Origin of the sequence: Pantoea sp. S62 (genome assembly GCF_016658625.1) — a bacterium.
GTDB lineage: Bacteria > Pseudomonadota > Gammaproteobacteria > Enterobacterales > Enterobacteriaceae > Pantoea > Pantoea vagans.
Genome location: NZ_JACVVI010000008.1, coordinates 71767 through 97576 on the forward strand (window position 1 = coordinate 71767; position 25810 = coordinate 97576).

At 55.5% G+C, this 25810-nt stretch carries 21 protein-coding genes; 11 read left to right on the forward strand and 10 right to left on the reverse strand.

Annotated features, from left to right (window positions below; translation table 11 throughout):
* Positions 1–149 precede the first annotated feature (149 nt).
* The 4 genes from IBT54_RS13320 (at position 150) to IBT54_RS13335 (ending at position 3767) form a co-directional block, all read left to right on the forward strand.
* A complete protein-coding gene (locus tag IBT54_RS13320; RefSeq protein WP_003854673.1) occupies positions 150–497 on the forward strand; it encodes a YacC family pilotin-like protein in 348 nt (115 codons plus the stop codon).
* Positions 498–599: 102 nt separating this feature from the next.
* Positions 600–1463, forward strand: coding sequence for a polyamine aminopropyltransferase (gene speE, locus IBT54_RS13325; protein WP_201252281.1), 864 nt, complete (start codon positions 600–602; stop codon positions 1461–1463).
* Between the two features lie 28 nt (positions 1464–1491).
* On the forward strand, positions 1492–2301 hold the full coding sequence (gene speD, locus IBT54_RS13330) for an adenosylmethionine decarboxylase (protein WP_003854677.1): 810 nt from the start codon (positions 1492–1494) through the stop codon (positions 2299–2301).
* Positions 2302–2474: 173 nt separating this feature from the next.
* A complete protein-coding gene (locus IBT54_RS13335; RefSeq protein WP_201252282.1) occupies positions 2475–3767 on the forward strand; it encodes a glycoside hydrolase family 28 protein in 1293 nt (430 codons plus the stop codon).
* Positions 3768–3847: 80 nt separating this feature from the next.
* On the opposite strand, the gene IBT54_RS13340 is transcribed toward IBT54_RS13335, so the two are convergent.
* From IBT54_RS13340 to IBT54_RS13350, 3 genes are read right to left on the reverse strand one after another with little or no spacing between them, the layout of a single operon-like run.
* Positions 3848–4612, reverse strand: a complete 765-nt coding sequence (locus tag IBT54_RS13340; RefSeq protein ID WP_003854682.1) for a DeoR/GlpR family DNA-binding transcription regulator — start codon at positions 4610–4612, stop codon at positions 3848–3850.
* A 6-nt stretch (positions 4613–4618) separates the two neighbouring features.
* Positions 4619–5599 (reverse strand): D-threonate 4-phosphate dehydrogenase, encoded by a 981-nt coding sequence (locus tag IBT54_RS13345; protein WP_003854687.1) that lies wholly within the window; start codon positions 5597–5599, stop codon positions 4619–4621.
* On the reverse strand, positions 5592–6860 hold the full coding sequence (locus tag IBT54_RS13350; RefSeq protein WP_008925601.1) for a four-carbon acid sugar kinase family protein: 1269 nt from the start codon (positions 6858–6860) through the stop codon (positions 5592–5594). Before IBT54_RS13350 ends, IBT54_RS13345 begins: the two co-directional genes overlap by 8 nt.
* 187 nt (positions 6861–7047) lie before the next feature.
* Between IBT54_RS13350 and IBT54_RS13355 the strand changes: the two genes are divergently transcribed.
* The 5 genes from IBT54_RS13355 (at position 7048) to IBT54_RS13375 (ending at position 12465) form a co-directional block, all read left to right on the forward strand.
* A complete protein-coding gene (locus tag IBT54_RS13355) occupies positions 7048–8196 on the forward strand; it encodes an iron-containing alcohol dehydrogenase (protein WP_201252283.1) in 1149 nt (382 codons plus the stop codon).
* Between the two features lie 11 nt (positions 8197–8207).
* Positions 8208–9092 (forward strand): dihydrodipicolinate synthase family protein, encoded by an 885-nt coding sequence (locus tag IBT54_RS13360; protein ID WP_201252284.1) that lies wholly within the window; start codon positions 8208–8210, stop codon positions 9090–9092.
* A 79-nt stretch (positions 9093–9171) separates the two neighbouring features.
* The gene (locus IBT54_RS13365; protein ID WP_013356800.1) at positions 9172–10587 is read left to right on the forward strand and encodes a sodium:solute symporter family protein; all 1416 of its coding nucleotides are present in this window, start codon (positions 9172–9174) and stop codon (positions 10585–10587) included.
* 1 nt (position 10588) lies between these two features.
* Positions 10589–11785: an exo-alpha-sialidase gene (locus IBT54_RS13370; RefSeq protein ID WP_201252285.1), complete on the forward strand. Its 1197-nt coding sequence runs from the start codon at positions 10589–10591 to the stop codon at positions 11783–11785.
* 8 nt (positions 11786–11793) lie between these two features.
* Complete coding sequence (locus IBT54_RS13375) at positions 11794–12465, forward strand: SDR family NAD(P)-dependent oxidoreductase (RefSeq protein WP_201252316.1); 672 nt, start codon at positions 11794–11796, stop codon at positions 12463–12465.
* Between the two features lie 48 nt (positions 12466–12513).
* On the opposite strand, the gene yacL is transcribed toward IBT54_RS13375, so the two are convergent.
* The 4 genes from yacL to IBT54_RS13395 form a co-directional block, all read right to left on the reverse strand.
* Positions 12514–12891 (reverse strand): protein YacL, encoded by a 378-nt coding sequence (yacL, locus tag IBT54_RS13380; RefSeq protein ID WP_013356797.1) that lies wholly within the window; start codon positions 12889–12891, stop codon positions 12514–12516.
* Positions 12892–13080: 189 nt separating this feature from the next.
* Entirely contained in the window at positions 13081–15678 is a 2598-nt protein-coding gene (gene acnB, locus IBT54_RS13385; protein WP_095706188.1) for a bifunctional aconitate hydratase 2/2-methylisocitrate dehydratase, read from the reverse strand.
* Between the two features lie 425 nt (positions 15679–16103).
* On the reverse strand, positions 16104–16961 hold the full coding sequence (locus IBT54_RS13390; RefSeq protein WP_095706189.1) for an MBL fold metallo-hydrolase: 858 nt from the start codon (positions 16959–16961) through the stop codon (positions 16104–16106).
* 86 nt (positions 16962–17047) lie between these two features.
* Positions 17048–17557 carry a phenolic acid decarboxylase gene (locus IBT54_RS13395; protein WP_010253965.1) on the reverse strand — a complete coding sequence of 170 codons (510 nt, stop codon included), beginning with the start codon at positions 17555–17557 and terminating at the stop codon, positions 17048–17050.
* A gap of 105 nt (positions 17558–17662) precedes the next feature.
* Between IBT54_RS13395 and IBT54_RS13400 the strand changes: the two genes are divergently transcribed.
* Together IBT54_RS13400 and IBT54_RS13405 are read left to right on the forward strand one after the other, a co-directional pair.
* Positions 17663–18562, forward strand: a complete 900-nt coding sequence (locus tag IBT54_RS13400; RefSeq protein ID WP_201252286.1) for a LysR family transcriptional regulator — start codon at positions 17663–17665, stop codon at positions 18560–18562.
* A 142-nt stretch (positions 18563–18704) separates the two neighbouring features.
* Positions 18705–19340 (forward strand): hypothetical protein, encoded by a 636-nt coding sequence (locus IBT54_RS13405; protein WP_201252287.1) that lies wholly within the window; start codon positions 18705–18707, stop codon positions 19338–19340.
* 263 nt (positions 19341–19603) lie between these two features.
* Here IBT54_RS13405 and lpdA read toward each other — a convergent pair whose 3' ends face one another.
* The 3 genes from lpdA to aceE all read right to left on the reverse strand — a co-directional run bounded on the left by lpdA (position 19604) and on the right by aceE (position 25780).
* Positions 19604–21028: a dihydrolipoyl dehydrogenase gene (gene lpdA / locus IBT54_RS13410; protein WP_010253950.1), complete on the reverse strand. Its 1425-nt coding sequence runs from the start codon at positions 21026–21028 to the stop codon at positions 19604–19606.
* Positions 21029–21188: 160 nt separating this feature from the next.
* Positions 21189–23093: a pyruvate dehydrogenase complex dihydrolipoyllysine-residue acetyltransferase gene (gene aceF, locus IBT54_RS13415; RefSeq protein ID WP_201252288.1), complete on the reverse strand. Its 1905-nt coding sequence runs from the start codon at positions 23091–23093 to the stop codon at positions 21189–21191.
* 14 nt (positions 23094–23107) lie between these two features.
* The gene (gene aceE / locus IBT54_RS13420) at positions 23108–25780 is read right to left on the reverse strand and encodes a pyruvate dehydrogenase (acetyl-transferring), homodimeric type (protein WP_201252289.1); all 2673 of its coding nucleotides are present in this window, start codon (positions 25778–25780) and stop codon (positions 23108–23110) included.
* Positions 25781–25810 lie beyond the last annotated feature (30 nt).

Genomic DNA, 25810 nt, shown 5'->3' on the forward strand with positions numbered 1-25810 from the left:
CCTAAACCCTGACCTTATGGGAAGGTCAAGTGTTAGCCGTGAGAATCTGATGAAAAAAGGCGGTGCAGCGGCTCACAGCGCCAAATTAATCGAAAACCTGAGAATAACTGTGCTAACGTCATGGGTAATATCCATTGAAGAGAACGACTATGAAGCAAAGTATCAGGATCCTGCTGCTGACGGGACTCCTTGGCTTCTCCTCCACCAGTTTTGCCCTGAGCGAATCCGAAGCGGAAGATCTGGCCGATCTCACGGCGGTTTTCGTTTATCTGAAAAATGATTGTGGCTATCAGGATTTACCGGACGCACAGATTCGCAAAGCGCTGGTCTTTTTTGCTCAGCAGAACCGCTGGGATTTAAGCAACTACAGCAACTACAACATGAAAGCGCTGGGTGAAGACAGCTATCGCGATCTCAGTGGCATCGCCATCACCAACGACAAAAAGTGCAAGTCACTGGCCCGCGATTCACTGAGCCTGCTGGCCTACGTCAGGTAATTACTCTGCCCTCTGCTGCCGGACATTGACCGTGCAACCACGGTCAGTGTTAGCTATCATGTGCCGCCCATCTTCATGGCGATGTCATCAGAGGAGAGCACCATGGCCCATAATGAAACGTGGTATGAAACCCTTCATGCCGGTTTTGGCCAGTATTTCACGGTCGATAAAGAACTGTACCGTGAAAAGACTGCGCATCAGGATTTAATCATTTTCGAAAATGCCGCGATGGGCCGCGTAATGGCGCTGGACGGCGTGGTGCAGACCACCGAACGCGACGAATTTATCTATCATGAAATGATGACCCACGTTCCGCTGCTGGCGCACGGCGCGGCGAAGAGCGTCCTGATCATCGGCGGTGGTGACGGCGCCATGCTGCGTGAAGTGTCACGTCATCCGGAAATCGAAAAGATTACCATGGTGGAAATCGATGCAGGCGTGGTGACCTTTTGTCGCCAGTATCTGCCGAACCATAGCGCAGGCGCCTATGACGATCCGCGCTTTACGCTGGTGATCGATGACGGGGTTAACTTCGTTAATCAGACGCAGGAAAAATTCGATGTCATCATCTCCGATTGCACCGATCCGATTGGTCCGGGCGAGAGTCTGTTTACCTCCGAATTTTATGCCGGCTGCAAAGCGGCCCTTAATGAAAATGGCATCTTCGTGGCGCAGAATGGCGTCTGCTTCCTGCAGCAGGATGAGGCCATCAACAGCCATCGCAAACTGGGCCATTACTTTGCGGATGTCAGTTTCTATCAGGCGGCGATTCCGACCTATTACGGCGGCATCATGACTTTTGCCTGGGCGAGCGATAATCCGGCGCTGCGCCAGCTCGATACCGCCACCCTGCAGGCGCGTTTCGGGGCTGCTGGCCTGACCTGCCGTTACTACACACCAGCGATCCATACCGGCAGCTTTGCCCTGCCACAATATCTGTTAAATGCGCTATCGGCCGCGTGCTGATAGGGCATTTTCAAGGGGGTGAACAAAATTGCAAAAGCTAAAACTACATGGCTTCAACAACCTGACGAAAAGCCTGAGTTTTTGTATTTACGATATCTGCTATGCGAATACTGAAGCTGAACGCGATGGTTATATCGCCTACATTGATGAACAATATAACGCCAACCGTCTGACGGAAATCCTGACCGAAACCTGCTCTATTATCGGGGCTAACGTGCTTAATATTGCGCGCCAGGATTATGAACCGCAGGGGGCCAGCGTCACGATTCTGGTCAGTGAAGAGCCGATCGATCCCAAAGATATCGATAACTCCGAACATCCTGGCCCGCTGCCCAACTCGGTGGTGGCGCATCTGGATAAAAGCCATATCTGCGTGCACACCTATCCGGAAAGCCATCCTGAAGGCGGGCTCTGCACCTTCCGTGCGGACATAGAAGTCTCAACCTGCGGCGTGATCTCACCGCTCAAGGCGCTGAACTACCTGATCCACCAGCTGGAATCAGACATCGTTACCGTCGATTACCGGGTGCGCGGTTTTACCCGTGATGTGAAAGGGATGAAGCACTTTATCGATCACGAGATCAATTCGATTCAGAACTTCATGTCTGACGATATGAAAGCGATGTATGACATGGTGGATGTGAATGTCTATCAGGAGAACATCTTCCATACCAAGATGTTGCTGAAAGAGTTCGACCTGAAACACTACCTGTTTAACACCCGCCCGGAAGATCTCAGCCCGCAGGAGCACAAGCGTATTACTGACCTGCTGTGGAAAGAGATGCGTGAGATCTACTACGGCAGAAATATCCCCTCAGTGGGCCTGAAGACCCTCTGATGATCCGGCGCGCAGCGTGACACCCCATAACCTGCGCGTCTCTTCCCGCCTCTCCCTCCGACTTTTCATCACGGCAACCGCCGTAATTCCCTGATCGCCAGCAACAATTTGCCTGCCAGAGCGTGCTACTTTCAGCGCTGAACGCTCATTTCTCAACCACTACAGGCAAAAAAATGGCAAGAATTAACATTATTGATTTCGCTGCCGTCCCGGACGCCACCTCACTTTCCACTCAGGCGATACAGCGCGCCATTGATAGCGCATCAGCAGGCGACACGGTACTGATCCCAGCGGGCCGCTTTCTGACCGGCGCGCTGTTTCTGAAAAGTGAGATGACGCTGGAGCTGGCGAAAGATGCCGTACTGCTCGGCAGCCAGCGGCTGGAGGACTACCCGGACATCCCTACGCGCGTGGCGGGCATTGATATGGTCTGGCCCGCGGCGATGCTTAACATCAATCACTGCCGCAACGTCACCGTCTGCGGCAGCGGCACGCTCGACGGACAGGGTGCCGTCTGGTGGCATAAATTCTGGGGCGACGACGAAAACAGCGGGATGCTGGCGGACTATACCCGTCGCGGCCTGCGCTGGGTGGTGGATTACGACTGCAGGCGTCCACGTAACGTAGTGGTTTACGAGAGCGAATGCGTGACGCTGAAGGACTTCACCTCACAGGATTCCGGCTTCTGGAACCTGCACGTCTGCTATTCGAAACAGGTGAATCTGCAGAGGCTACGTGTCATGAACGCCACCGGCCCCAGCACCGATGGAATTGATATTGATTCCAGCCAGTTAGTGCGTGTGGAGGGCTGTACGGTCTCCTGCAATGACGACAATATCTGCGTGAAATCGGGTCGCGGCGCGGAAGCACAGCAGCTCGGGAGAACCGCACGCGATATCATTATTCGCGACTGCACCCTGCTGAAAGGTTCGGGCATTACCCTGGGCAGCGAAACCTCTGGCGGTATTGAAAGCGTCATCATCGAACATAACCGCTTTTCTGGAACCGGCGTCGGCTTTCGCATCAAGTCCGCCCGGAATCGCGGCGGCTGGATCAAAAACATCGTGGTTCGCCATCTGAAGATGGAGGATGTCTGTTATCCGTTTATGCTGCAGCTGAACTGGTTCCCGCAGTACAGCTACAGCGAACAGCCCGCCGACACCAAACAGCCGCCACACTGGCGTAAGCTGGCATCAGGCGTCACGGGTGATGCTGGCCTGACGCGGGTTGAGAATATCAGTATCAGTCATATCAGCAGCAGCCTGACTCAGCCTGCGGCGTTTTCCCGCGCCTTTTTTGTTGAAGGCACGCCGGAAAACCCAATCGAACAGCTGAGTTTCAGCGATATTACGCTGCAGGCGCAGGAGTTTGGCAAAATAGCGGGCGTAACGAATCTGAGGTTTGAGCGGGTTACGGTAGACGCGCCGGCAATGACGCGCGAAGAGCATGACGCCTACGCGCGTTAACGGCGACTGCAGAAGATAAACGCGCAGTGCTGCTCTCACCCTGCTTTACGATGAGGTCAGAGAAGCACGGCGCGTTCAGTTCAGGCAGAGGTCAGCGCCAGCGTAATACCGCGCTCGCGCAGCGTGCGGCAGACATCCTCGTCTAACCGGCTGTCGGTCACTACATCGGTCAGATCATCCACCGGTGACGCGCAGAACAGCGACCAGGAGCCATATTTACTGCTGTCCGCCAGCAGAACCCGACGCGCCGCATTGGCCAGCAGGTCATGTTTCAGCCCCGCTTTCTCTTCAGTCGGCGTGGTAATACCGCGCTCAAGGCTCCAGGAGTTACAGCTGACAAACGCAATATCGGGATTGATGCTGCGCAGCAACCGCCGTCCATGTTCACCCACACAGGACTGACTGGAGTCGTCGATCCGGCCGCCAATAATCGTCACTTCGATCTGCTTAAACTCAGACAGAAACAGTGCAATGTGCAGGTCGGCCGTAATGACCCGCAGCGGCAGATGGGTGAGCTGTCGCGCCAGCTCCAGCATGGTGGTTCCTGCATCCAGCACCACCGCATCGCCCGCCCGGACAAAACTGGCGGCGCATGCGGCGATCGCCTGCTTCTCGGCCAGGTTTCGCTGCATCTTTTCCAGCGTGGTCGGCTGGGCAGGAATAAAACGATTCAGGGTAACGCCGCCATGACTGCGGCTGATCACGCCCTCTTTATCCAGCTTAATTAAATCACGTCGAATCGTGGCGGGTGAGGCGGAAATCGCACTGACCAGTTGCTCAACAGTCACCAGATTATGGCTTTTCAGGTAATCCATAATCTGGTCAAGACGGCTCTGTCCCTTCATATTTCCCTATGCGAGCTGCATCGCGAGTTTAATCGAGATCGCCATGCTGTCAGACTTCGCTTTACCTGTCCAGGCGATATCAAATGCCGTGCCGTGGTCAGCAGAGGTGCGGATAAACGGCAGGCCTGCGGTAATGTTCACGCCATCATAGAAGCCCAGCAGTTTAAGCGGGATGTGCCCCTGATCATGGTACATCGCCACCACCATGTCATAGCGTCCATCCTGGCACTGCAGAAACACCGTGTCCGGCGGGCAAGGCCCGGAGACATCAATCCCCTGCGCTTTCATCGCCTCAATCGCGGGGGCAACGGTGGTGATCTCCTCGTCGCCAAACAGCCCGTTCTCACCAGCGTGCGGATTAACACCCGCGACGGCGATACGCGGGGCGCTGTAGCCGACACGACGCAGGAAGGTGTCCGCCATACCAATCACGGTTTTAATGCGTGTCTGGTTGAGCGTGTCGAGGAACTTACGCAGCGCAATATGGGTTGTGACATGAATGACTTTCAGCTTATCGGTATAGAGCACCATAGCGTAATCTTTGGTGTCAGTCAGGTGCGCCAGCAGTTCGGTGTGCCCCGGATAGAGATGGCCCGCCGCATGCATCGCCTCTTTATTCAGCGGCGCGGTAGCAATGGCATGCACCTCACCGGCCAGCGCCAGTTCGGTGGCCCGCTTCACGCAGCGCCACGCCAGATCCCCGGCCTCTTTCTGTACCACGCCAGGTTTCAGCGCGTCCGGATCGGCCAGCGGCTCATCGATCACATTGATAATGCCGGGCGCAAACCGTGCATCCTGTACCCGATCCAGCACCCGCAGCTCGGCCTGCGGGGTGATGTTCATCGCCATAATGCGGCGCAGCGTACTGGCACAGCCAATCACCACGGCAGGAATGCCGTTCAGCTCACCTTCAGAGAGCGCTTTGATGATGATTTCCGGGCTGATGCCCGCCGGATCGCCCATGGTGATCGCAATAATTTTACTCACTCGACTTCTCCTCAATAAAACCAATGGCTGCTACCAGGGTATTTTCATCACCAAAGCCACCCGCTTTGGTCATCACCGGCAGAGTAAATTCACTGTTAAGCAGGACCCCGTGCGGCACACAGCCCGCCACCAGACCCTGAATTTTAAAGCCGCTGGCCCCCAGCGCCTGAGCAACGGCTATCGCCACGTCGCCACCCGACAGATAGAGCGCATGCGGCAGCTGTGCCCGGCACAGACTCAGGGTCATTTCGCCCAGCAGCTGACAGATCGCCTCACCCAGCTGCTGGCGCGTCACGCTGTGCTGCTGGCAGAGATCCTCGATCGCGTGTCGCTGGGATTCATGCTGGCAGGTACGGATCACCGTGTGGCGACCGGCACGCAGTGCGGCAGCCGCCTGTTCAATCCAGCTATCCCGGCCACACCAGGCGGGCTGCTGAAACAGCTGACGAATATCAACATCCACGATTTCCACTGCCTGCTGGTTAAGCAGCGTGGCGATCTGCTGCTCTGCCTGACGACTCATCGATCCCACCACCGCCAGCACAGGCCGCGAAGGACAAGAAGGACGAACTGAGAGCGCAGCACCCAGCGCATCGCTTAATCCGGCGGCCCCGACCAGCAGAGGCTTCTCTGCCAGCCGCGCCGCAGCGGTAATGAGTCGCGCCAGGTCGGCCTCCGTTTCGGCATCTACCACCACCACGCCCTGCGCAGCCGCCAGCACGGCATCCAGCCGATCGCTGCGCAGCGTGGCGAGATCGATCTCCATACCGTCGATCTGCATCTGATCGAGAATGCGGGCGCTGAGGATCGGGGTTTTGGGATCGCTGGCAAATTCGGTATCCGTCAGTAACCGCTGATTCACCCACACGCTGCCCTCACGTGTGGTGCGGCCCAGGCGCGGCACGGCCGGTGCCACCAGCGCCAGCCTTTTGCCGCTGGCGCGCAGTGCCGCCACCGTTTCAGCACCGACGTTGCCACGCAGCGTGGAGTCGATCTTTTTGAACAGCCAGCCCTGCTGAAACTGTGCCGCGTAATGCTGTACCACCTGCGTGACGTGCTCTGCCGCCTGACTGATGCTGACCGCCCGGCTGTCAGTACTGATTACCAGCACATCCGCCGCCTCGTCGGGCTGCGGCGCGGCGGTGCCGAACAGCACATGTACACGGGCACCGGCCTGTGCCAGTCCACTACCTGCATCGTTAGCACCGGTAAAGTCATCGGCGATGACCAGCACCGGGGTTTTCCATATTGATGAGCCCATCCTCACTCCTGTCAGGCTATTGCCGCTGCATTTGATTATATTCAATCATGATTGATTATATGTGAGCAAGTTCAAATTAATCGAAATCGATATGCCTTATAAAATTAGCCACAGAGAGTGACTGACTTCGCATTGCGCTGAGCAAAATTAATCATCTGCTCAGTCATGACAGAAAAAAGGGTATGAAATGAATATTAACAGCACGGTGATTAGCGGTTATCAGGCGTTAAACGACATGCGCTATCTGCTGAGTGGCGTAACGACAGCGATAGTGGTGACAGACCGGAACATTGAAGCGATTCCGGCGGTTCAGGCGCTGATGGGGCAACTCCGGGATCAGATTCCGCGTATCAGCGTGGTCAACAGCGTGCCGCCCGAGCCGAGCCAGCATGATGTGGCCGCTATTATAGAAACGCTCTCGCAGCGCCAGGCCGACATGGTGATTGGCATCGGCGGTGGCAGCGTACTGGATGTGGCGAAGCTGCTCTCGGTGCTGTGCATCGACGGAGCACCGTCGCTGGACGCCCTGCTGGCAGGCGAAAAACCGCAGCGTCGCACCCGTTCAATGCTCATCCCGACCACTGCTGGCACCGGTTCTGAAGCGACGCCGAATGCGATTCTGGCGATCCCGGAGAAAGAGACCAAAGTCGGCATTATTTCACCAGTGATGCTGCCCGATGTGGTAGCGCTGGTGCCGGAACTCACCACCAGCATGCCGCCGCACATCGCCTCGTCTACCGGCATTGATGCCCTGTGTCACCTGATTGAGTGCTTCACCGCCAACGTGGCTAACCCGGTCAGCGACAACTATGCGCTGATTGGGATGAAAAAGCTGTTCGCGAATCTCGAAACCACGCTGCGCGAGCCGGAGAATCTGCAGGCACGGCTGGAGATGCTCTGGGCCTCTTATTATGGCGGCGCATCGATTGCCCATGCCGGGACGCATCTGGTGCATGCGATGTCCTATCCGCTTGGCGGCAAATATCACCTGCCACACGGCGTTGCCAACGCCATTCTGCTGGCCCCCTGCATGCGCTTTGTCCGTCCGGCCGCGGTGAGCAAATTCGCTCAGGCCTATGACCTGCTGCCCGACGCCGACGTCCGTTTAAGCGATGAAGAGAAATCACACGCGCTGGTCGACTACTTCACCGCGCTGGTTGCGCGGCTGCAGTTGCCTGCCAGCCTGGAAGCACTGGGCATCGGCCCGGATCACCTGCCTTATTTAGTGGAAGCGGCACTCGACGTGCAGCGCCTGATGAAAAACGTGCCGATGGCGGTCACCGTCGACGATGTGCGCGCCGTCTACCTGACGCTGTTCCCTTCCTGCCAGGCGTAATGAGGATTGTCATGAATAAGAAAATCAACGGCGTACTGACCGCCATCGTCACCACCTTTGACCGTGAAGGTGCCTTTGATCCGATGAAACAGCGTGAGCAGGTCAGACGCCAGATCAACGCCGGTAACGGAATCTTCTGTGGCGGCACCAACGGCGAATTCTTTGTGCTGAACGAGCAGGAGAAGATTGCCGTCACCACCACCTGCGTCGATGAAGTCAACGGTCGGGCACCTGTGGTGGCACACATCGGCGAGATTTCGACCCGTGAAACGATCCGGCTCGGCAAACAGATTGCCCGCCTGGGTGTGGATGCCGTCTCGGCGATCACCCCATGGTTTGTGCCGCTGAAACAGCAGGAGCTGATCGACCACTATCAGCGCGTAGCGGACGCGCTGACGGTGCCGCTGTTCCTCTACAACATTCCGGCGCGTACCGGCAATACCCTGCAGCCGGAGACCGTTCGTGCGCTGGCCGCGCACCCGAACATCATCGGCATTAAAGACTCCGCAGGCAGCTATGAAAGTCTGAGCGGATTTCTGCAGGCCACCGCCGACTGTGAGGGCTTTGATGTGCTGAACGGCCCGGACTCGCTGATTCATCAGGGATTCGTTGATGGCTGCTCCGCCTCTATTTCCGGGCTGGCAAACGTGGCACCGGAGGCGATTAACGCCATCTGGGCGCGCTTCAGTACCGGTGACATTGCCGGTTCGCATCAGGCACAGGAGAACGTCACCGGCCTGCGCACCGCGCTGTACAGCATCGGTTTCTCACCGGCCGCCGTGAAAAAAGCGGTCAGCCTGCAGGGCTTTGAGGTGGGTGAAAGCCGCTATGCGGTGCAGTTCAGCGCCGACGAGCAGCAGCAGATCCGTCAAATCGTGAACCACTACCTGCAATAACGTCCATCGCCTTTGTACCCTATCGGTCAGATGAGAACGAACCTGATGGTCGCCATCTGCCAGAACAATCGAGGTCATGATGAAAGCATTTTCAACTGAGAGCACCTTACTGATCGTCGGCATGGTGGTCGCCTATATCCTGTTCACAACCTGGTTGACCTGGCGGCTGCGCAGTAAAACCAGCGGCGACTTCATGGAAGGCTCCCGCGCCATGCCCGCCTTTATCGTTGGCATTATGCTGATGTCAGAGTATATCGGGGCAAAATCGACCATTGGCACGGCGCAGGCAGCCTTTGAGGATGGCTTCGCCGCCTCCTGGTCGGTGATTGGCGCGGCGATTGGGTTCCCGCTGTTTGGCCTGATTCTGGTCAAACGCATCTACAACACCGGAAAAATCACGATCTCCGGTGCCATCGCCGAGAAATATGGCAGCTCGACTAAGAACATTATCTCGCTGATTATGATCTATGCGCTGCTGCTGGTGAACGTCGGGAACTACATCAGCGGTGCGGCGGCGATCTCCACCGTGCTGAAGATCGACCTGACGCAGGCGGCCTTTATCACCGCGGTGGTCAGTACCTTCTACTTTGCGTTTGGCGGCATGAAAGGCGTCGCCTGGGTTACGCTGCTGCACAGCGCCATCAAGTACATCGGGATTCTGATTATTCTCTATGTGGCACTGAAGATGACCGGCGGCGTGGCCCCGATGATCGAGAAAATGCCGGCGTTCTACTGGACGTGGGACGGTCACGTCGGGGCCAGTACCATTGTGGCCTGGCTGATCGGGACCGTGGGATCGATCTTCTGTACGCAGTTTGTGATCCAGGCGATCTCCTCCACCAAAGATGTGAAGTCCGCGAAGCGCGCTACCTGGGTCGCCTTCATCTTCTGCCTGCCGATCGGTCTGGCGATGGCGCTGATTGGCGTGGCGGCGAAGTTTGCGCATCCCGATATCAAGAGCCTCTATGCGCTGCCAGTGTTTCTGCAGGATATGTCACCGTGGCTGGCGGGTATCGTCACCACCTCGCTGGTGGCCTCGATTTTCGTCAGCGTCGGCACCGTTGCGCTGGCCATCGCCTCGCTGGTGGTGAAAGATTTTTACGTGCCTTATCGTAATCCGACGCCGGAGCGCGAATTTAAAGTGACGCGCTGGATCTCGATTGGCATCGGCTTCTTCCCGCTGCTGTTTGTCCTGTTCTTCCCGGAAGTGCTGAAGCTCTCGTTCTTTACCCGCGCGATTCGCCTGTCGATCACCGTGGTGGCGATCATGGCGTTCTATCTGCCGTGGTTTAAGAGCACGCGCGGTGCCAACGCCGGTCTGATTGGTGCCTGCGTGGTCACGTCCGTCTGGTTCCTGATGGGTAATCCGTTCGGTATCGACAATATGTATGTGGCGCTGATTACGCCGGCCATCATTATGGTGATTGACCGCTGTATCCCGTCACGCCAGTCTCAGCCTCAACCGCAACACAATGCACAAAATAGTGGAGCCTAATATGACTCAGGAAACCGTCACCGCAGAACGCACCGGCCTGGTTGCGCCGCACCCGCAGGATAGCGCCCAGCAGATTGCGATGCTGCCCTCCTCCTGCCCGCAAAACCATGCGGCTAACCTGCTGCCGCTGCCCGATGGCGATCTGCTTTGCGTCTGGTTTGGTGGCACGCAGGAAGGGATTGCCGATATCTCAGTCTGGTGTTCCCGGCTGACAAAAGGCAGCGATCACTGGAGTGACGCGCAGAAGCTTTCTGACGATCCGGGTCGCTCAGAACAGAATCCGGTGCTGTTTCTCGATCCGGACCAGGTGCTGTGGCTGCTGTGGACAGCGCAGAAATCGGGCAATCAGGACACCGCGATCGTGCGCTATCGCCAGTCTCACGATATGGGCAAAAGCTGGGGCGAGATCAAAACCCTGCTGGATAAGCCCGGCACCTTTATTCGTCAGCCGATTGTCGTGCTGCCTAACGGCAACTGGCTGCTGCCGGTGTTCTACTGCCTGACGCAGCCCGGCGAAAAGTGGGTCGGCAGCTATGACGTCAGCGCGGTAAAAATTTCAGAAGATAAAGGCCAGAGCTGGCGCGACGTCAGCGTGCCTGACAGCACCGGCTGCGTTCACATGAACGTCACCCTGCTGGATGATGGCTCGCTGCTGGCGCTTTACCGCAGTCGCTGGGCCGACCATATCTACCAGAGCCGCTCGTTTGATCAGGGTGAAAGCTGGAGTGCGCCCGAACCGCTGTCGCTGCCCAACAATAACTCCTCCATTCAGGTCACGACGCTGCGCAACGGTCATCTGGCGCTGGTGTTCAATGCAATGAGCGCCGAAGGGGCCAGCGAGCGCCGGTTGTCGCTGTATGACGAAATTGAAGATGATGAAGAAGACGGTGACGTTGCGGTTGCCGCCGAGCCGGTGGTGCACAGCGGGCGCACCGCCTTCTGGGGCGCGCCACGTGCGCCAATGACGCTGGCGATCTCAACGGATGGCGGAAAAAGCTGGCCGCTGCAGCGCAATCTGGACGAGGGTGACGGCTACTGCATGACCAATAACTCTCAGCAGAAGTTAAACCGTGAGTTCTCTTATCCCAGCATCAAACAGGGCGTGAATGGCGAACTGCATATCGCCTACACCTGGTATCGCCAGGCGATCAAGTATGTGCGGGTCGGGGAGTCCTGGGTGCAGGGAGGTGACGCGTGATTGAAAAGATGGCGCTGGTGACCGGCGCAAGTTCCGGCATCGGTCAGGCGATTGTGGATCGCCTGCTGGATGAGGGCTGGCAGGTGATTGGCCTGAGCCGATCGGCGATAAACCGGTCAGACGCGGGCTGGCAGAGCCATCAGATCGATATCAGCGACAGTGCGGCATTGCAGGCTTTACTGGACAAACTGCCGGTGCCGCAGGCGGTGATCCATGCAGCGGGAATGATGCAGGCCGCGCCGCTCGGGGAGCTGGATCTGAACGCCAGCACACGCCTGTGGCAACTGCATGTTGCCGCCGCAGAACAGCTGGCCAACCATTTTGCGCCCCGGATGAACGCGGGCGGCAGAATCGTGCTGCTGGGTAGTCGCACGTCAGGCGGTGCGGCGTGCCGCAGTCAGTATGTGGCCACTAAATCGGCGATGATCGGCATGGTGCGCAGCTGGGCGGCAGAGCTGGCACCGCGCGGCATTACAGCCAATATCGTGGCGCCAGGTGCCACCGAAACGCCGATGCTACAACAGCCGGGCCGGGCCAGTTCCCCGCCGCGCTTGCCACCGATAGGCCGCTATATTCAGCCGCAGGAAGTCGCCGGACTGGTCGGGTTCCTGCTTTCGCCTCCGGCCGCGACAATCACCGGTCAGCAGCTGGTGATGTGCGGCGGTGCGTCGCTGAGTTAATGAACAGGCCGGGCGATTCGGGTAGCCCGGCCTGTATCAGCGTAAAAATTACCGTACGGGTTTACCGTACTGGTTCACAAACTGGCGATAGGCGGCGATCACCAGCTGAAAATCTTCAATGCCGCAGAAGGAGAGGCTCTCTTCGTCGTAGTAGTTCATCCCCTCTTCCATTCCGTCATCTTCCAGTGCCAGCAGATTGGCGCGAATCATTACCTCTTCCTCATCCAGCAGGATGGTGTACTCGCTGCCGATGCGCTGCCACTGACGCACGCTGCCTTTGACGTCTTCGATTGCGGCTTCCACTTCATCCAGCAATCCTGGATCGTTTTTCACCTCTTCGTTGAACCAGTGGCCGACCGCTTCATGATCCATCGACATACGAACCTTAATCTGTCCGGTCACATCGCGTAAAAATTCATATTCCATCGCCCGTTCCTCTTAACGTCATCGCGTCACTAAATGAGTGTCAGCGCTGCCTACGCGGCATAGTGTGACACGTCGCGCATTATTACAGGCTGTCTGGCGAAATCCAGCTTTTGATCGAACCGCCCTCAATGCACAGACGTAAAAAAGGGGCGAATCATCGCCCCTTAGTCATGACTGCCAGGTGAAGAATCAGACCGCGGTCTGGAAAATCACGCCGTCAGCTTTATCGGTGTACTGCGCCAGTTGGTCGAAGTTGAGATAGCGATAGGTGTCGCTGGCCGTTTTATCGACCTGCGCCATAAATTGCTGATACTCATCCGGCGTTGGCAGACGGCCTAACAGTGAAGCCACTGCCGCCAGCTCTGCAGATGCCAGGTAGACGTTAGCGCCGGTACCCAGACGGTTCGGGAAGTTACGGGTCGAGGTAGAAACCACCGTCGAACCATCAGCCACACGTGCCTGGTTACCCATGCAGAGTGAACAGCCCGGGATCTCAATACGCGCACCGCTTTTACCGAATACGCTGTAGTAGCCCTCTTCGGTCAGCTGTGCCGCATCCATCTTGGTTGGCGGAGCCACCCACAGACGGGTTGGCAGTTGGCCTTTGTGGCTATCCAGCAGTTTACCGGCGGCACGGAAGTGACCAATGTTGGTCATGCACGAGCCGATAAACACTTCGTCGATCTTCTCGCCCTGAACGTCAGAGAGCAGACGGGCATCGTCCGGATCGTTTGGCGCACACAGGATCGGCTCTTTAATGTCAGCCAGATCGATTTCGATCACGGCGGCATATTCAGCATCCGCATCCGGCTCAAGCAGCTGAGGATCGGCCAGCCATTTCTCCATGCTTTCAACGCGACGCTCCAGCGTACGACGATCGCCGTAGCCTTCTGCGATCATCCACTTCAGCAGCACGATGTTGGAGTTCAGGTATTCGATAATCGGCGCTTTATCCAGCTTGATGGTACAGCCCGCAGCGGAACGCTCGGCTGACGCATCGGACAGTTCAAACGCCTGCTCGACTTTCAGATCCGGCAGACCTTCAATCTCAAGGATGCGGCCAGAGAAGATGTTTTTCTTACCTTTCTTCTCAACGGTCAGCAGACCCTGTTTGATGGCATACAGCGGAATGGCGTGAACCAGATCGCGCAGGGTAATGCCTGGCTCCATCTTACCTTTGAAGCGCACCAGCACTGATTCCGGCATGTCGAGCGGCATGACGCCCGTCGCTGCCGCAAACGCCACCAGGCCTGAACCCGCCGGGAAAGAGATGCCGATAGGGAAACGGGTATGCGAGTCACCACCGGTGCCCACGGTATCCGGCAGCAGCATACGGTTCAGCCAGCTGTGGATAATGCCGTCGCCCGGACGCAGTGAGACACCGCCACGGTTCATGATGAAGTCAGGCAGCGTATGGTGCGTGTTCACATCCACTGGCTTAGGGTACGCAGCGGTGTGACAGAAGGACTGCATCACCAGATCGGTCGAGAAGCCCAGACAAGCCAGATCTTTCAGCTCATCACGGGTCATCGGACCGGTCGTATCCTGCGAGCCAACCGAGGTCATCTTCGGTTCACAATAGGCACCCGGACGAATACCGGCGACGCCACAGGCACGGCCAACCATTTTCTGCGCCAGTGAGAAACCACGGGTGCTCTCCGCGACATCTTTCGCCTGACGGAATACGGTGCTGTGCGGCAGACCCAGCGATTCGCGCGCTTTAGTGGTCAGGCCGCGACCGATGATCAGCGGAATACGGCCACCGGCGCGGACTTCGTCAATCAGCACTTCGGTTTTGAGTTCGAAGCTGGCCAGCAGGTCGTTGGTTTCGTGGTTGCGGACTTCGCCTTTGAACGGATAGATGTCGATGACATCGCCCATGTTCAGGTCGTTGACGTCCACTTCAATCGGCAGTGCGCCCGCATCTTCCATGGTGTTGAAGAAGATGGGTGCAATTTTGCTGCCCAGCACCACGCCGCCGCCTTTTTTATTCGGCACGTTCGGGATGTCGTCGCCCATAAACCACAGCACCGAGTTGGTGGCGGATTTACGTGAAGAACCGGTTCCGACAACGTCACCGACATACGCCAGCGGGAAGCCTTTGGTCTTCAGTGCTTCGATCTGTTTGATCGGGCCGATATTGCCCGCTTCATCCGGCTCAATACCTTCACGGGCATTTTTCAGCATCGCCAGGGCGTGCAGCGGGATGTCAGGACGTGACCAGGCATCCGGGGCCGGAGAGAGGTCGTCGGTGTTGGTTTCGCCAGTGACTTTGAACACCGTAACGGTGATTTTCTCAGCCAGCTCAGGACGTGCCAGATACCATTCCGCATCTGCCCAGGACTGCATCACCTGTTTCGCGTATTCATTACCCGCTTTCGCTTTCTCTTCGACATCATAGAAGTTGTCGAACATCAGCAGCGTGTGTGAAAGGGCTTTCGCCGCGATGGGCGCCAGTTTGCTATCGTCCAGCGCGTCAATCAGCGGATGAATATTGTAACCGCCCTGCATGGTGCCGAGCAGTTCAACCGCTTTTTCAGGAGATATCAGAGGAGAGGTTGCTTCGCCTTTGGCGACAGCCGCCAGGAAACCGGCTTTGACATACGCCGCTTCATCGACGCCAGGTGGGACTCGGTTGACCAATAAATCGGTCAGAAATTCTTCTTCACCCGCAGGTGGATTTTTCAGCAGTTCAACCAGCGCGGCCATCTGGGAAGCCTCTAAAGGCTTAGGTACAATTCCCTGGGCAGCACGCTCGGCAACGTGCTTACGGTATTCTTCTAGCACGACGTTATCCTCGCTCTCATTATGTAGGGCTTTCCGACCACCTTGCTCACTTATGGAGAACACACTTCCCTTTCTCGTCCAGGTTGAGGTGCCCGGTTTCGCGGAGGGCAGAATAGCAGGATTTCGTCTGTTTGTTAATCTGTTTACAAAAATACAACATAATCCACTGTGTCCGTTCTGCCCGCTTATACTCCCGCATCAGCCAGCTAAGCTGGCTAATCGGGTCACTCCGCAGCGTACCGCATCTCAGAGTAAAAACGGCAGGATTATGTCAGCGTTGGCGCAGTTTTAGTGAGGTGATTCAGGGGAATAGATAACTGGCAGGAATAGAAGTGAACGGTCCTCCGGGTTACCGCAGAGGCGAATGCAGGCGGATAGCAACACCAGGCCGGAGATAAGCCTGGTGTCATTGGCGCCTGAGACGATTACAGCGTGGTTTTCATTTCCCGCAGTGATACCGGCCAGTCACCCGGCCAGACGTAGTGATCTTTCAGAATCCGCGCGCTGTAGTCGAGACAGATTTTCACCGGCAGGTTGGGATAGATTCGCTCCATCTCCTGTACCAGCTCTTCGCTGTTTTTGACCTTGTGCAGCGTCTTAATGAAATCGTTGATATAGGTGCGGGTAAAGCCTATTGCTGAGGGGCTGAGCGATGGCGTCGTTCGCGAATGGCCAGGGATCAGGACTTTCGGCGCCAGCGCTTCGAGTTTATCCAGACTTTCCATCCATTTCGCCATGCGTTCCGGCGTGCGCATATCGGCAATCCATACATGTGCATCCGCGAAGACCACATCGGAGGCGATCAATGTTTTCGTCGAGGGGATCCAGAGCGGTGTCACCCGGATGCAATCGCCACTGAGATCGCTCAGGATTTTAATCTCCTGCCCTTCCAGCCAGATCGTATCCTCTTCCAGTTCGGTGATCGCAAACTTAGTGCGGGCACCGTTCTCTTTTAAAACCTGCTTGCCCCAGTAATCAATTTTGAAGTCAAAGGCGTCATTAACATCTTCGGCGACCTGCTTATAAGAGAGAATGTCAGCAGCCGGAAAGACCGATTTAATCACTTCAAGTCCCAGAAAATGATCGGGATGCAGATGGGTAATAAAGATGCGTTTCAGGTCGAGACCGGTTTCGATAATCTCAGCGACTAACCGATGCGCATTCGCCAGCGTGAACTGGGCATCGACTAACATCGCCTCTTTCTCACCCATGATAATGGTGGAACTGACACCGAAGCCGTCGTGCTGGTCACTGCTGATAAAAACCTTCGTCGATAAATCCATTTTTCGTCCTCATACGTTACACATCAGAAGCTACACGTCAGAAACAACTAAGCAGAAGAGGTCATGATGACCTCTTCTGTTCACTCTTAATTTTTCAGGTTTTCCGGAAAATTGGCGGGCAGCTGATCAGGCGGGCAGTCAATCACGCTTTCGTTGTTTTCACCCACATCACGAATCACGGTCAGCGTCGCGAACTCATCAATCACTTCAGTTGGATAAGCCGGACCCGCTTCGCGGAATTTCGCCATCTCTTCCAGGTGATCATTCTGGAAGCAGACGGTTTTTTCCGGATTGTTCATAACCCAGCGTGGGAAGAAGATGGTGCCGTGGAAAATTTTATCCGCCAGATTAACGGCCAGGCTGACATCAGTGCCGGTTGGTTCAGTCCAGGAGACTTTATAGACATCCTGCGCCAGGCGAACCACATAAACATGCTGATTTTTAACCCAGCGATTGCCGACCATACCACTGTGAATGCGATAGTCGATGGTGCTGGCATTTTTAATGTAGAGCTCGTAGTTCCAGCCGTTGTCATAGGTATAAACCAGATGTTTGCCAACGATGCCAGACAGATCATGTTTATCAAAAGTGCTCATGATTAATTCCTCATTTGTTTTCCCTGATGTGATTATTGCGCGTTACAAAAGCGATGAATAACGCTATTTTTAGCACTAAATCATTCATTTTTTAGATGGGTTATCATGTACAAAACAACGCTGGAACAGTGGTGTCTGCTCGACGCCGTCGTAAAGGAAGGGAGTTTTGCGCTGGCAGCGGAGAAGAATAATCGCAGCCAGTCCTCATTGAGCTATCAGTTGAGTCTGCTTCAACAACGGCTCGACATGGAACTGCTGGAGCAGGTGGGACGCCGTGCCGTCCTGAGTGCTGAAGGACATCAGTTACTTGCGCAGGTGCGTCCACTGCTGGAAGGATTTAGCGCGCTTGAAGCTAAGGCCAGTGCCCTGCGACGAGGTGAACGTTCGCGTATTGATTTAATGGTAGATGCTACCTTTCCAAAACCTCTGCTGTTTGATGTGCTTAATATATTTCAGCAACGCTATCCACATGTGCGCATCTGGTTCAGCGAAATTGTCCGCAGCGAAACCCCAGACAGGCTGGCTGAACAACAGGCCGATCTCTGGCTGGTGGCGCAATACGGTGATACCCCTTTAGCGGGCGAAAGCCTGATGAGTGTCGATTTCGTCGCCGTTGCCCATCGCGATCACCCGCTGCACAGTGAACCTGCCCCGCTTAATGCTGCCACACTGGCGCGCTGGCCCTGCATTACCATTCTGGATCGCCAGCAACAGCAGCAGTCAGAGGTGAGTGGCAATCAGGCAGAAAACTGGTCATTCACTACCCTGTCGGCAGCGATTGAAGCGGTCCAGCACCAGCTAGGCTATGGCTGGCTGCCGGAACAGAATATCGCCAGCCTCTTAAAGAGCGGTGAACTCCGTCCCCTGCCGCTGCTTCAGGGCCGCCGACGCAGTAGTACGCTGGTGATGTACATCAATGAAGAGAGACTGCCCGGCAATAGCGCCATTGCTGAACTGGCGCAGATGTTTATGGAACGGGTGGCAGCGTGGGAGGTGCGCCGCTGAACGTAAATGTAAAGGCACGCACACAGCAGCTCTTTCTGGCCGCTCGCTCCTTATAACCCCGCTATTTCGCTAGCTCTCATCATTTCCTTTCGCTAAACTGCGGGGCTGGATTCCTCCCAGCATAAATTGCGCAGAGTAACCCATGACCCGCAAATTCAAGCCTTTCACCTCCCTTTCCCGCCGCCACCGTCGCACGCGTGTTCAGCACATCAAAAATCTTATCCATCGCGAGCGTGAGCGCTGCGGTGGTTTACATTACGATGATTGTGATTCTGAAAACGCAGAGGCTATTGCGGCGGGCTGGGTCTGGACCTGGAGTGATGTTCTTTTCCTGGATGATCAAGATCCCACCATCTACTGGAACGCCGAGATCGTTACTGCTGATGTCGCTCGCATGGATATCATCGAAAACCGGGTACTCAATGAAGCCACTGCAATGCTTGACCAGACCCAACTGGAGGATGAATTCCGTTTAGAGACAGTGTCCAACTATGACGCGAAAGGAAAGATTGTCAGCTATAAGCAGGTAAAACGCACCCGCGTTGCTTATCCCCAGTTCGGCGGGATGACATATCATGATTACATTAACAAGCGCGTGGCAGATATTCTCCGCAACACCCCACCCGTAATCACCCCTGGTTATCGCATCCAGCATGGCTATCGTAGTGGTATTGGTCTGCAAATTATCGTCGCAGAGTCAGAGCTGACGCGTGAAGTCATCGATAATGCCATCCGCACATTTCTGGCAGGTAACATGCCTTCTCTTAAATCTATATAGCCGTTCTGATGCCCCACCTCCCCTGCCGGGCTTTTTGACACACCGCCTCGCACGTCAGGGGTTAACGGCTTACTGTCATTGCTAGTCCAGCAGCACAAAGGCTGAATATCAGTAATATTGAAGTGCGATTCCGGGCGATTTTCCCTCGGCCTAACGTGTCTGTCAGAGGAATGAATGGCAGAATCTACTGACGCTTATGATCAAAATGACAGACCAAAAAAAAGCCCCCATAGCGGGAGCTTTCTCTTTGCAGCAGCAGAAACTTACTTCTTCTTCGCTTTCGCGTTAGGCAGATCGGTGATGCTGCCTTCGAAGATTTCTGCAGCCAGACCCACTGACTCATGCAGGGTCGGGTGAGCGTGTATGGTCAGCGCAATATCTTCCGCATCACAACCCATCTCAATGGCCAGACCGATTTCGCCTAACAGCTCGCCGCCGTTAGTACCGACAATCGCGCCACCGATAATACGGTGCGTCTCTTTGTCGAAAATCAGCTTGGTCATGCCGTCTGCACAATCAGAAGCGATAGCACGGCCTGAGGCAGCCCACGGGAAGGTGGAGGTCTCGTAGCTGATGCCCTTCTCTTTCGCTTCTTTCTCGGTCAGACCGACCCAGGCAACTTCTGGCTCAGTATAGGCAATTGAAGGGATCACTTTCGGATCGAAGTAGTGCTTCAGACCAGAGATCACTTCAGCCGCTACGTGGCCTTCATGCACGCCTTTGTGCGCCAGCATTGGCTGACCGACGATGTCGCCGATAGCATAGATGTGTGGCACGTTGGTACGCATCTGTTTGTCGACGCGGATGAAGCCGCGATCGTCCACTTCCACGCCCGCTTTACCGGCATCCAGACCTTTACCGTTCGGCACACGACCGATAGCAACCAGCACCGCGTCATAACGCTGCGCTTCGCCTGGTGCTTTTTTACCTTCCATTGAAACGTAAATGCCATCGTCTTTTGCTTCAACGGCGGTCACTTTGGTTTCCAGCATCAGGTTAAATTTCTTGCTAATTTTTTTGGTAAAGACTTTCACCACGTCTTTATCCGCAGCCGGGATAACCTGGTCGAACATCTCAACCACATCGATCTCTGAACCCAGCGCGTGATATACCGTCGCCATTTCCAGACCGATGATGCCGCCGCCCATGACCAGCAGACGCTTCGGAACTTCTTTCAGTTCCAGCGCATCGGTAGAGTCCCAGACGCGTGGATCTTCATGTGGAATGAATGGCAGTTCGATTGGGCGTGAACCCGCAGCGATGATGGCATTATCGAAGTTGATGGTGGTCGCGCCGCCTTCTCCTTCAACCACCAGGGTGTTAGCACCGGTGAATTTGCCCAGGCCATTCACCACGGTGACTTTACGACCTTTTGCCATACCTGACAGGCCGCCAGTCAACTGGTTGATAACCTTCTCTTTCCAGCTGCGAATCTTGTTGATATCAGTAGATGGCTGGCCAAACACAATGCCGTGCTCTTCAAGGGCTTTCGCCTCTTCAATCACTTTAGCAACGTGCAGCAGCGCTTTAGATGGGATACAACCGACGTTCAGACAAACACCACCGAGGGTGCTGTAACGCTCTACCAGTACGGTTTCCAGACCTAAATCCGCACAACGGAAGGCTGCAGAGTAACCTGCAGGACCTGCCCCAAGTACCACGACCTGGGTTTTAATCTCTGTACTCATCATGACCTCTTAATTGATATCCGGCGGGTCAGACGTTCTTATAATGCCCTTGTTCCACCGGGACTTTCACCGCAAGAGTTTACAGAATTGTTAACAAACTGCCAACAGCGGCGCGACGAATCGTTAAAGGAAGGCCGGCATCCGCCGGCCTTCTTCACATTTACATAACTAAACGACGAATGTCAGACAACATATTGCCGATAATGGTGATGAATCGCGCACCATCAGCACCGTCGATCACGCGGTGGTCGAAGGAGAGAGAAATCGGCATCATCAGACGCGGCGTAAACTCTTTACCATTCCACACCGGCTCCATCGCCGATTTAGAGACACCCAGGATAGCCACTTCCGGCGCGTTAACGATCGGCGCGAAGTGTGTGGTGCCCAAGCCGCCCAGGCTGGAGATGGTGAAACATCCGCCCTGCATGTCGCCCGCTGTCAGCTTACCGTCACGCGCTTTCTTCGAAATCGCCATCAGTTCACGCGACAGCTCGGTGATGCCCTTCTTGTTCACGTCTTTGAAGACCGGAACGACCAGGCCATTTGGCGTATCAACCGCCACACCGATGTTGATATATTTCTTCAGCGTCAGTTTCTGCGCATCTTCAGACAGCGAGCTGTTGAAGCGTGGCATCTGCTCAAGCGCCGCCGCGACCGCTTTCATGATGAACACGACAGGCGTGTACTTCACATCCAGCTTACGCTTCTCTGCTTCAGCATTCTGCTGCTTACGGAACGCTTCCAGATCGGTGATATCGGTTTTGTCGAAATGCGTAACGTGCGGGATCATCACCCAGTTACGGCTCAGGTTCGCGCCAGAAATTTTCTGGATACGACCCAGTTCGACTTCTTCGATTTCGCCAAACTTACTGAAATCAACTTTCGGCCATGGCAGCATGCCCGGCAGACCACCGCCGCTTGCCGCAGCAGGTGCTGCTTCAGCGCGTTTCACGGCGTCTTTCACGTAAGTCTGCACGTCTTCTTTCAGAATGCGACCTTTACGGCCGGTGCCTTTGACTTTCGCCAGGTTAACACCGAACTCGCGCGCCAGGCGACGGATCACCGGAGTTGCGTGAACGTAAGCGTCGTTCTCTGCGAACTCACCTTTGCTGTCGGCTTTGGCTGCTGGCGCCGCGGCGGCTGGCTTAGCATCAGATTTCGCAGCAGGCGCCGGAGCAGCTTCCTGTTTCGCAGCCGCAGGGGCGGCCGGAGCTGCACCTTCGACTTCGAACACCATGATCAGTGAGCCGGTGCTGACTTTATCGCCCGTTGCGACTTTCAGCTCTTTGACCGTACCTGCAAACGGCGCAGGGACTTCCATTGAGGCTTTGTCGCCTTCAACCACGATCAGTGACTGCTCAGCTTCAACTTTGTCGCCAACTTTGACCAGGATCTCGGTGACTTCGACTTCATCACCGCCGATATCCGGAACGTTGACCTCTTTTGCACCTGCAACAGCAGCGGGTGCCGATGCTGCTTCTTCTTTCACTGCTGGCTTCGCATCAGAGGCCGGTGCTGCGCCTTCTGCTTCAAAGACCATGATGGCTGATCCGGTGCTGACTTTGTCGCCAGTCGCAATGGTGATCTCTTTGACCACACCCGCGAACGGAGCCGGAACTTCCATTGAGGCTTTATCACCTTCCACCACAATCAGTGACTGCTCGGCTTCGACTTTGTCGCCAACCTTAACCAGAATCTCAGTGACTTCGACTTCGTCACCGCCGATATCCGGAACCGCCACTTCTTTGCTGGCAGTGGCCGCAGCAGCGGCTGGCGCTGGCGCCGCGTCCGCTTTTTTCTCTGCGGCCGGTGCTGGTGCTGCTTCAGCAGCACCTTCAGCATCAAACACCATGATCAGTGAGCCGGTCTCAACTTTGTCACCGGTAGAGATCTTAATCTCTTTCACTACGCCAGCTTGTGGCGACGGCACTTCCATTGAGGCTTTGTCGCCTTCCACGGTGATCAGCGACTGCTCGGCTTCCACCTTGTCGCCAACTTTCACCAGAATCTCGGTGACTTCAACTTCGTCAGACCCGATATCCGGTACCTTAATTTCGATAGCCATTACTCTATTACCTCTTAAGCCAGACGCGGGTTAACTTTATCGGCATCGATATTGAATTTGGTGATCGCATCGGCCACCACTTTCTTCTCGATCTCGCCGCGTTTAGCCAGCTCACCCAGCGCGGCAACCACCACATAAGATGCATCAACTTCGAAGTGATGACGCAGATTCTCACGGCTGTCAGAGCGACCAAAGCCATCAGTACCCAGTACGCGATAATCGCTGGCCGGGACATAGCTACGAACCTGTTCAGCAAACAGTTTCATATAGTCGGTTGAAGCAACAGCAGGTGCGTCGTTCATCACCTGAGCGATGTAAGGTACACGCGCTTCTTCAGTCGGATGCAGCATGTTCCAGCGCTCACAATCCTGGCCATCACGCGCCAGCTCGGTGAACGAGGTCACGCTGTAGACATCAGAGCCGATACCGTAATCTTTCGCCAGGATCTGCGCGGCTTCACGCACGTGACGCAGGATAGAACCTGAGCCCAGCAGCTGCACTTTACCTTTGCTGCCTTCTACCGTTTCCAGCTTGTAGATACCCTTACGGATACCTTCTTCCACGCCCTGCGGCATGGCTGGCATATGGTAGTTTTCGTTCAGCGTGGTGATGTAGTAGTAAACGTTCTCCTGCGCTTCGCCATACATACGCACCAGACCGTCATGCATGATGACAGCCACTTCATAAGCGTATGAAGGATCGTAAGAGATACAGTTCGGGATAGTCAGCGACTGAATGTGGCTGTGACCATCTTCATGCTGCAGACCTTCGCCGTTCAGCGTCGTACGACCCGAGGTGCCGCCGACCAGGAAGCCGCGTGCCTGCTGGTCGCCCGCCAGCCACATCAGATCGCCGATACGCTGGAAGCCGAACATGGAGTAATAGATGTAGAACGGAATCATCGGCAGGTTGTTGGTGCTGTAAGAGGTCGCCGCAGCCAGCCAGGATGAACCTGCGCCCAGCTCGTTGATCCCTTCCTGCAGAATCTGGCCTTTCTCGTCTTCTTTATAGTAAGCAACCTGCTCGCGGTCCTGCGGGGTGTACTGCTGACCGTTCGGGCTGTAGATACCAATCTGACGGAACAGACCTTCCATACCAAAGGTACGCGCTTCATCGGCGAGGATCGGAACCAGACGATCTTTGATCGACTTGTTCTTCAGCATCACGTTCAGGGCACGCACAAAGGCGATGGTGGTCGAGATCTCTTTGTTCTGCTCATCCAGCAGCGCACTGAACTCTTCGAGTGCTGGCATTTCCAGCTTCTCAGTGAACTTCGGCTGACGCGTTGGCAGGTAGCCGCCTAATTTCTCGCGCTGACCGTGCAGATAAGCATGCTCTTCTGAGCCTTTCTCGAAGGTGACGTACGGCAGTTCTTCGATTTTATCGTCAGCAACCGGCACGTTGAAGCGATCACGGATATAGCGTACGCCATCCATGTTCATCTTCTTCACCTGGTGGGCAATGTTTTTGCCTTCCGCGGTGTCGCCCATACCATAACCTTTGATGGTATGCGCCAGGATCAGTACTGGCTTGCCTTTAGTGTCCTGCGCTTTTTTCAGTGCCGCATAGATTTTCTTCGGATCGTGGCCGCCACGGTTCAATGCCCAGATTTCATCATCGGACATATCTTTAACCAGCGCCGCGGTTTCCGGATACTTGCCGAAGAAGTGCTCACGCACATAGGCACCATCACGGGATTTGAAGGTCTGGTAGTCACCGTCAACGGTTTCGTTCATCAGCTGAATCAGCTTGCCGCTGGTATCTTTGCGCAGCAGCTCATCCCAGCGTCCGCCCCAGATGACCTTAATCACTTCCCAGCCAGCACCGGCAAAGATGCCTTCCAGCTCGTTGATGATCTTGCCATTACCGGTTACCGGACCATCCAGACGCTGCAGGTTGCAGTTGATGATGAAGACCAGGTTATCCAGTTTTTCACGGGTGGCGATGGTGATCGCACCTTTAGATTCCGGCTCATCCATCTCGCCGTCACCCAGGAAGGCATAAACGGTCTGAGCAGAGGTGTCTTTCAGGCCACGGTGTTCCAGATACTTCAGGAACTTCGCCTGATAGATCGCTGACAATGGACCCAGACCCATTGATACGGTCGGGAACTGCCAGAATTCCGGCATTAATTTCGGGTGCGGATAAGAAGAGAGGCCTTTACCGTCAACTTCCTGACGGAAGTTGTTCATCTGATCTTCAGTCAGGCGACCTTCAAGGAACGCACGGGCATAGATGCCTGGAGAGATGTGGCCCTGGAAATAGACCAGATCGCCGCCATCCTTGTCACTGCGGGCGCGGAAGAAGTGGTTGAAGCACACTTCATAAATCGTCGCAGAAGACTGGAAGGAGGACATGTGACCACCGAGCTCCAGATCTTTCTTCGACGCGCGCAGCACCGACATGATGGCGTTCCAGCGGATTGCGGAACGGATACGACGTTCAAGAGAGGTGTTGCCCGGATAATCGGGTTCATCTTCAACGGCAATAGAGTTGATGTAGTTGCTGATTGCAGACGAACCTGAACCTGCAGCCACTTTTACGCCGCCTTTGCGGGCTGCACCCAGTACCTGATCAATCAGATACTGTGCACGTTCAACACCTTCTTCACGGATGACCGATTCGATCGCCTGTAGCCAGTCACGAGTTTCAATCGGATCCACGTCATTGTGTAAACGTTCTGACATGGGTGTGTTCCTTATCTGTGTCTAATACGT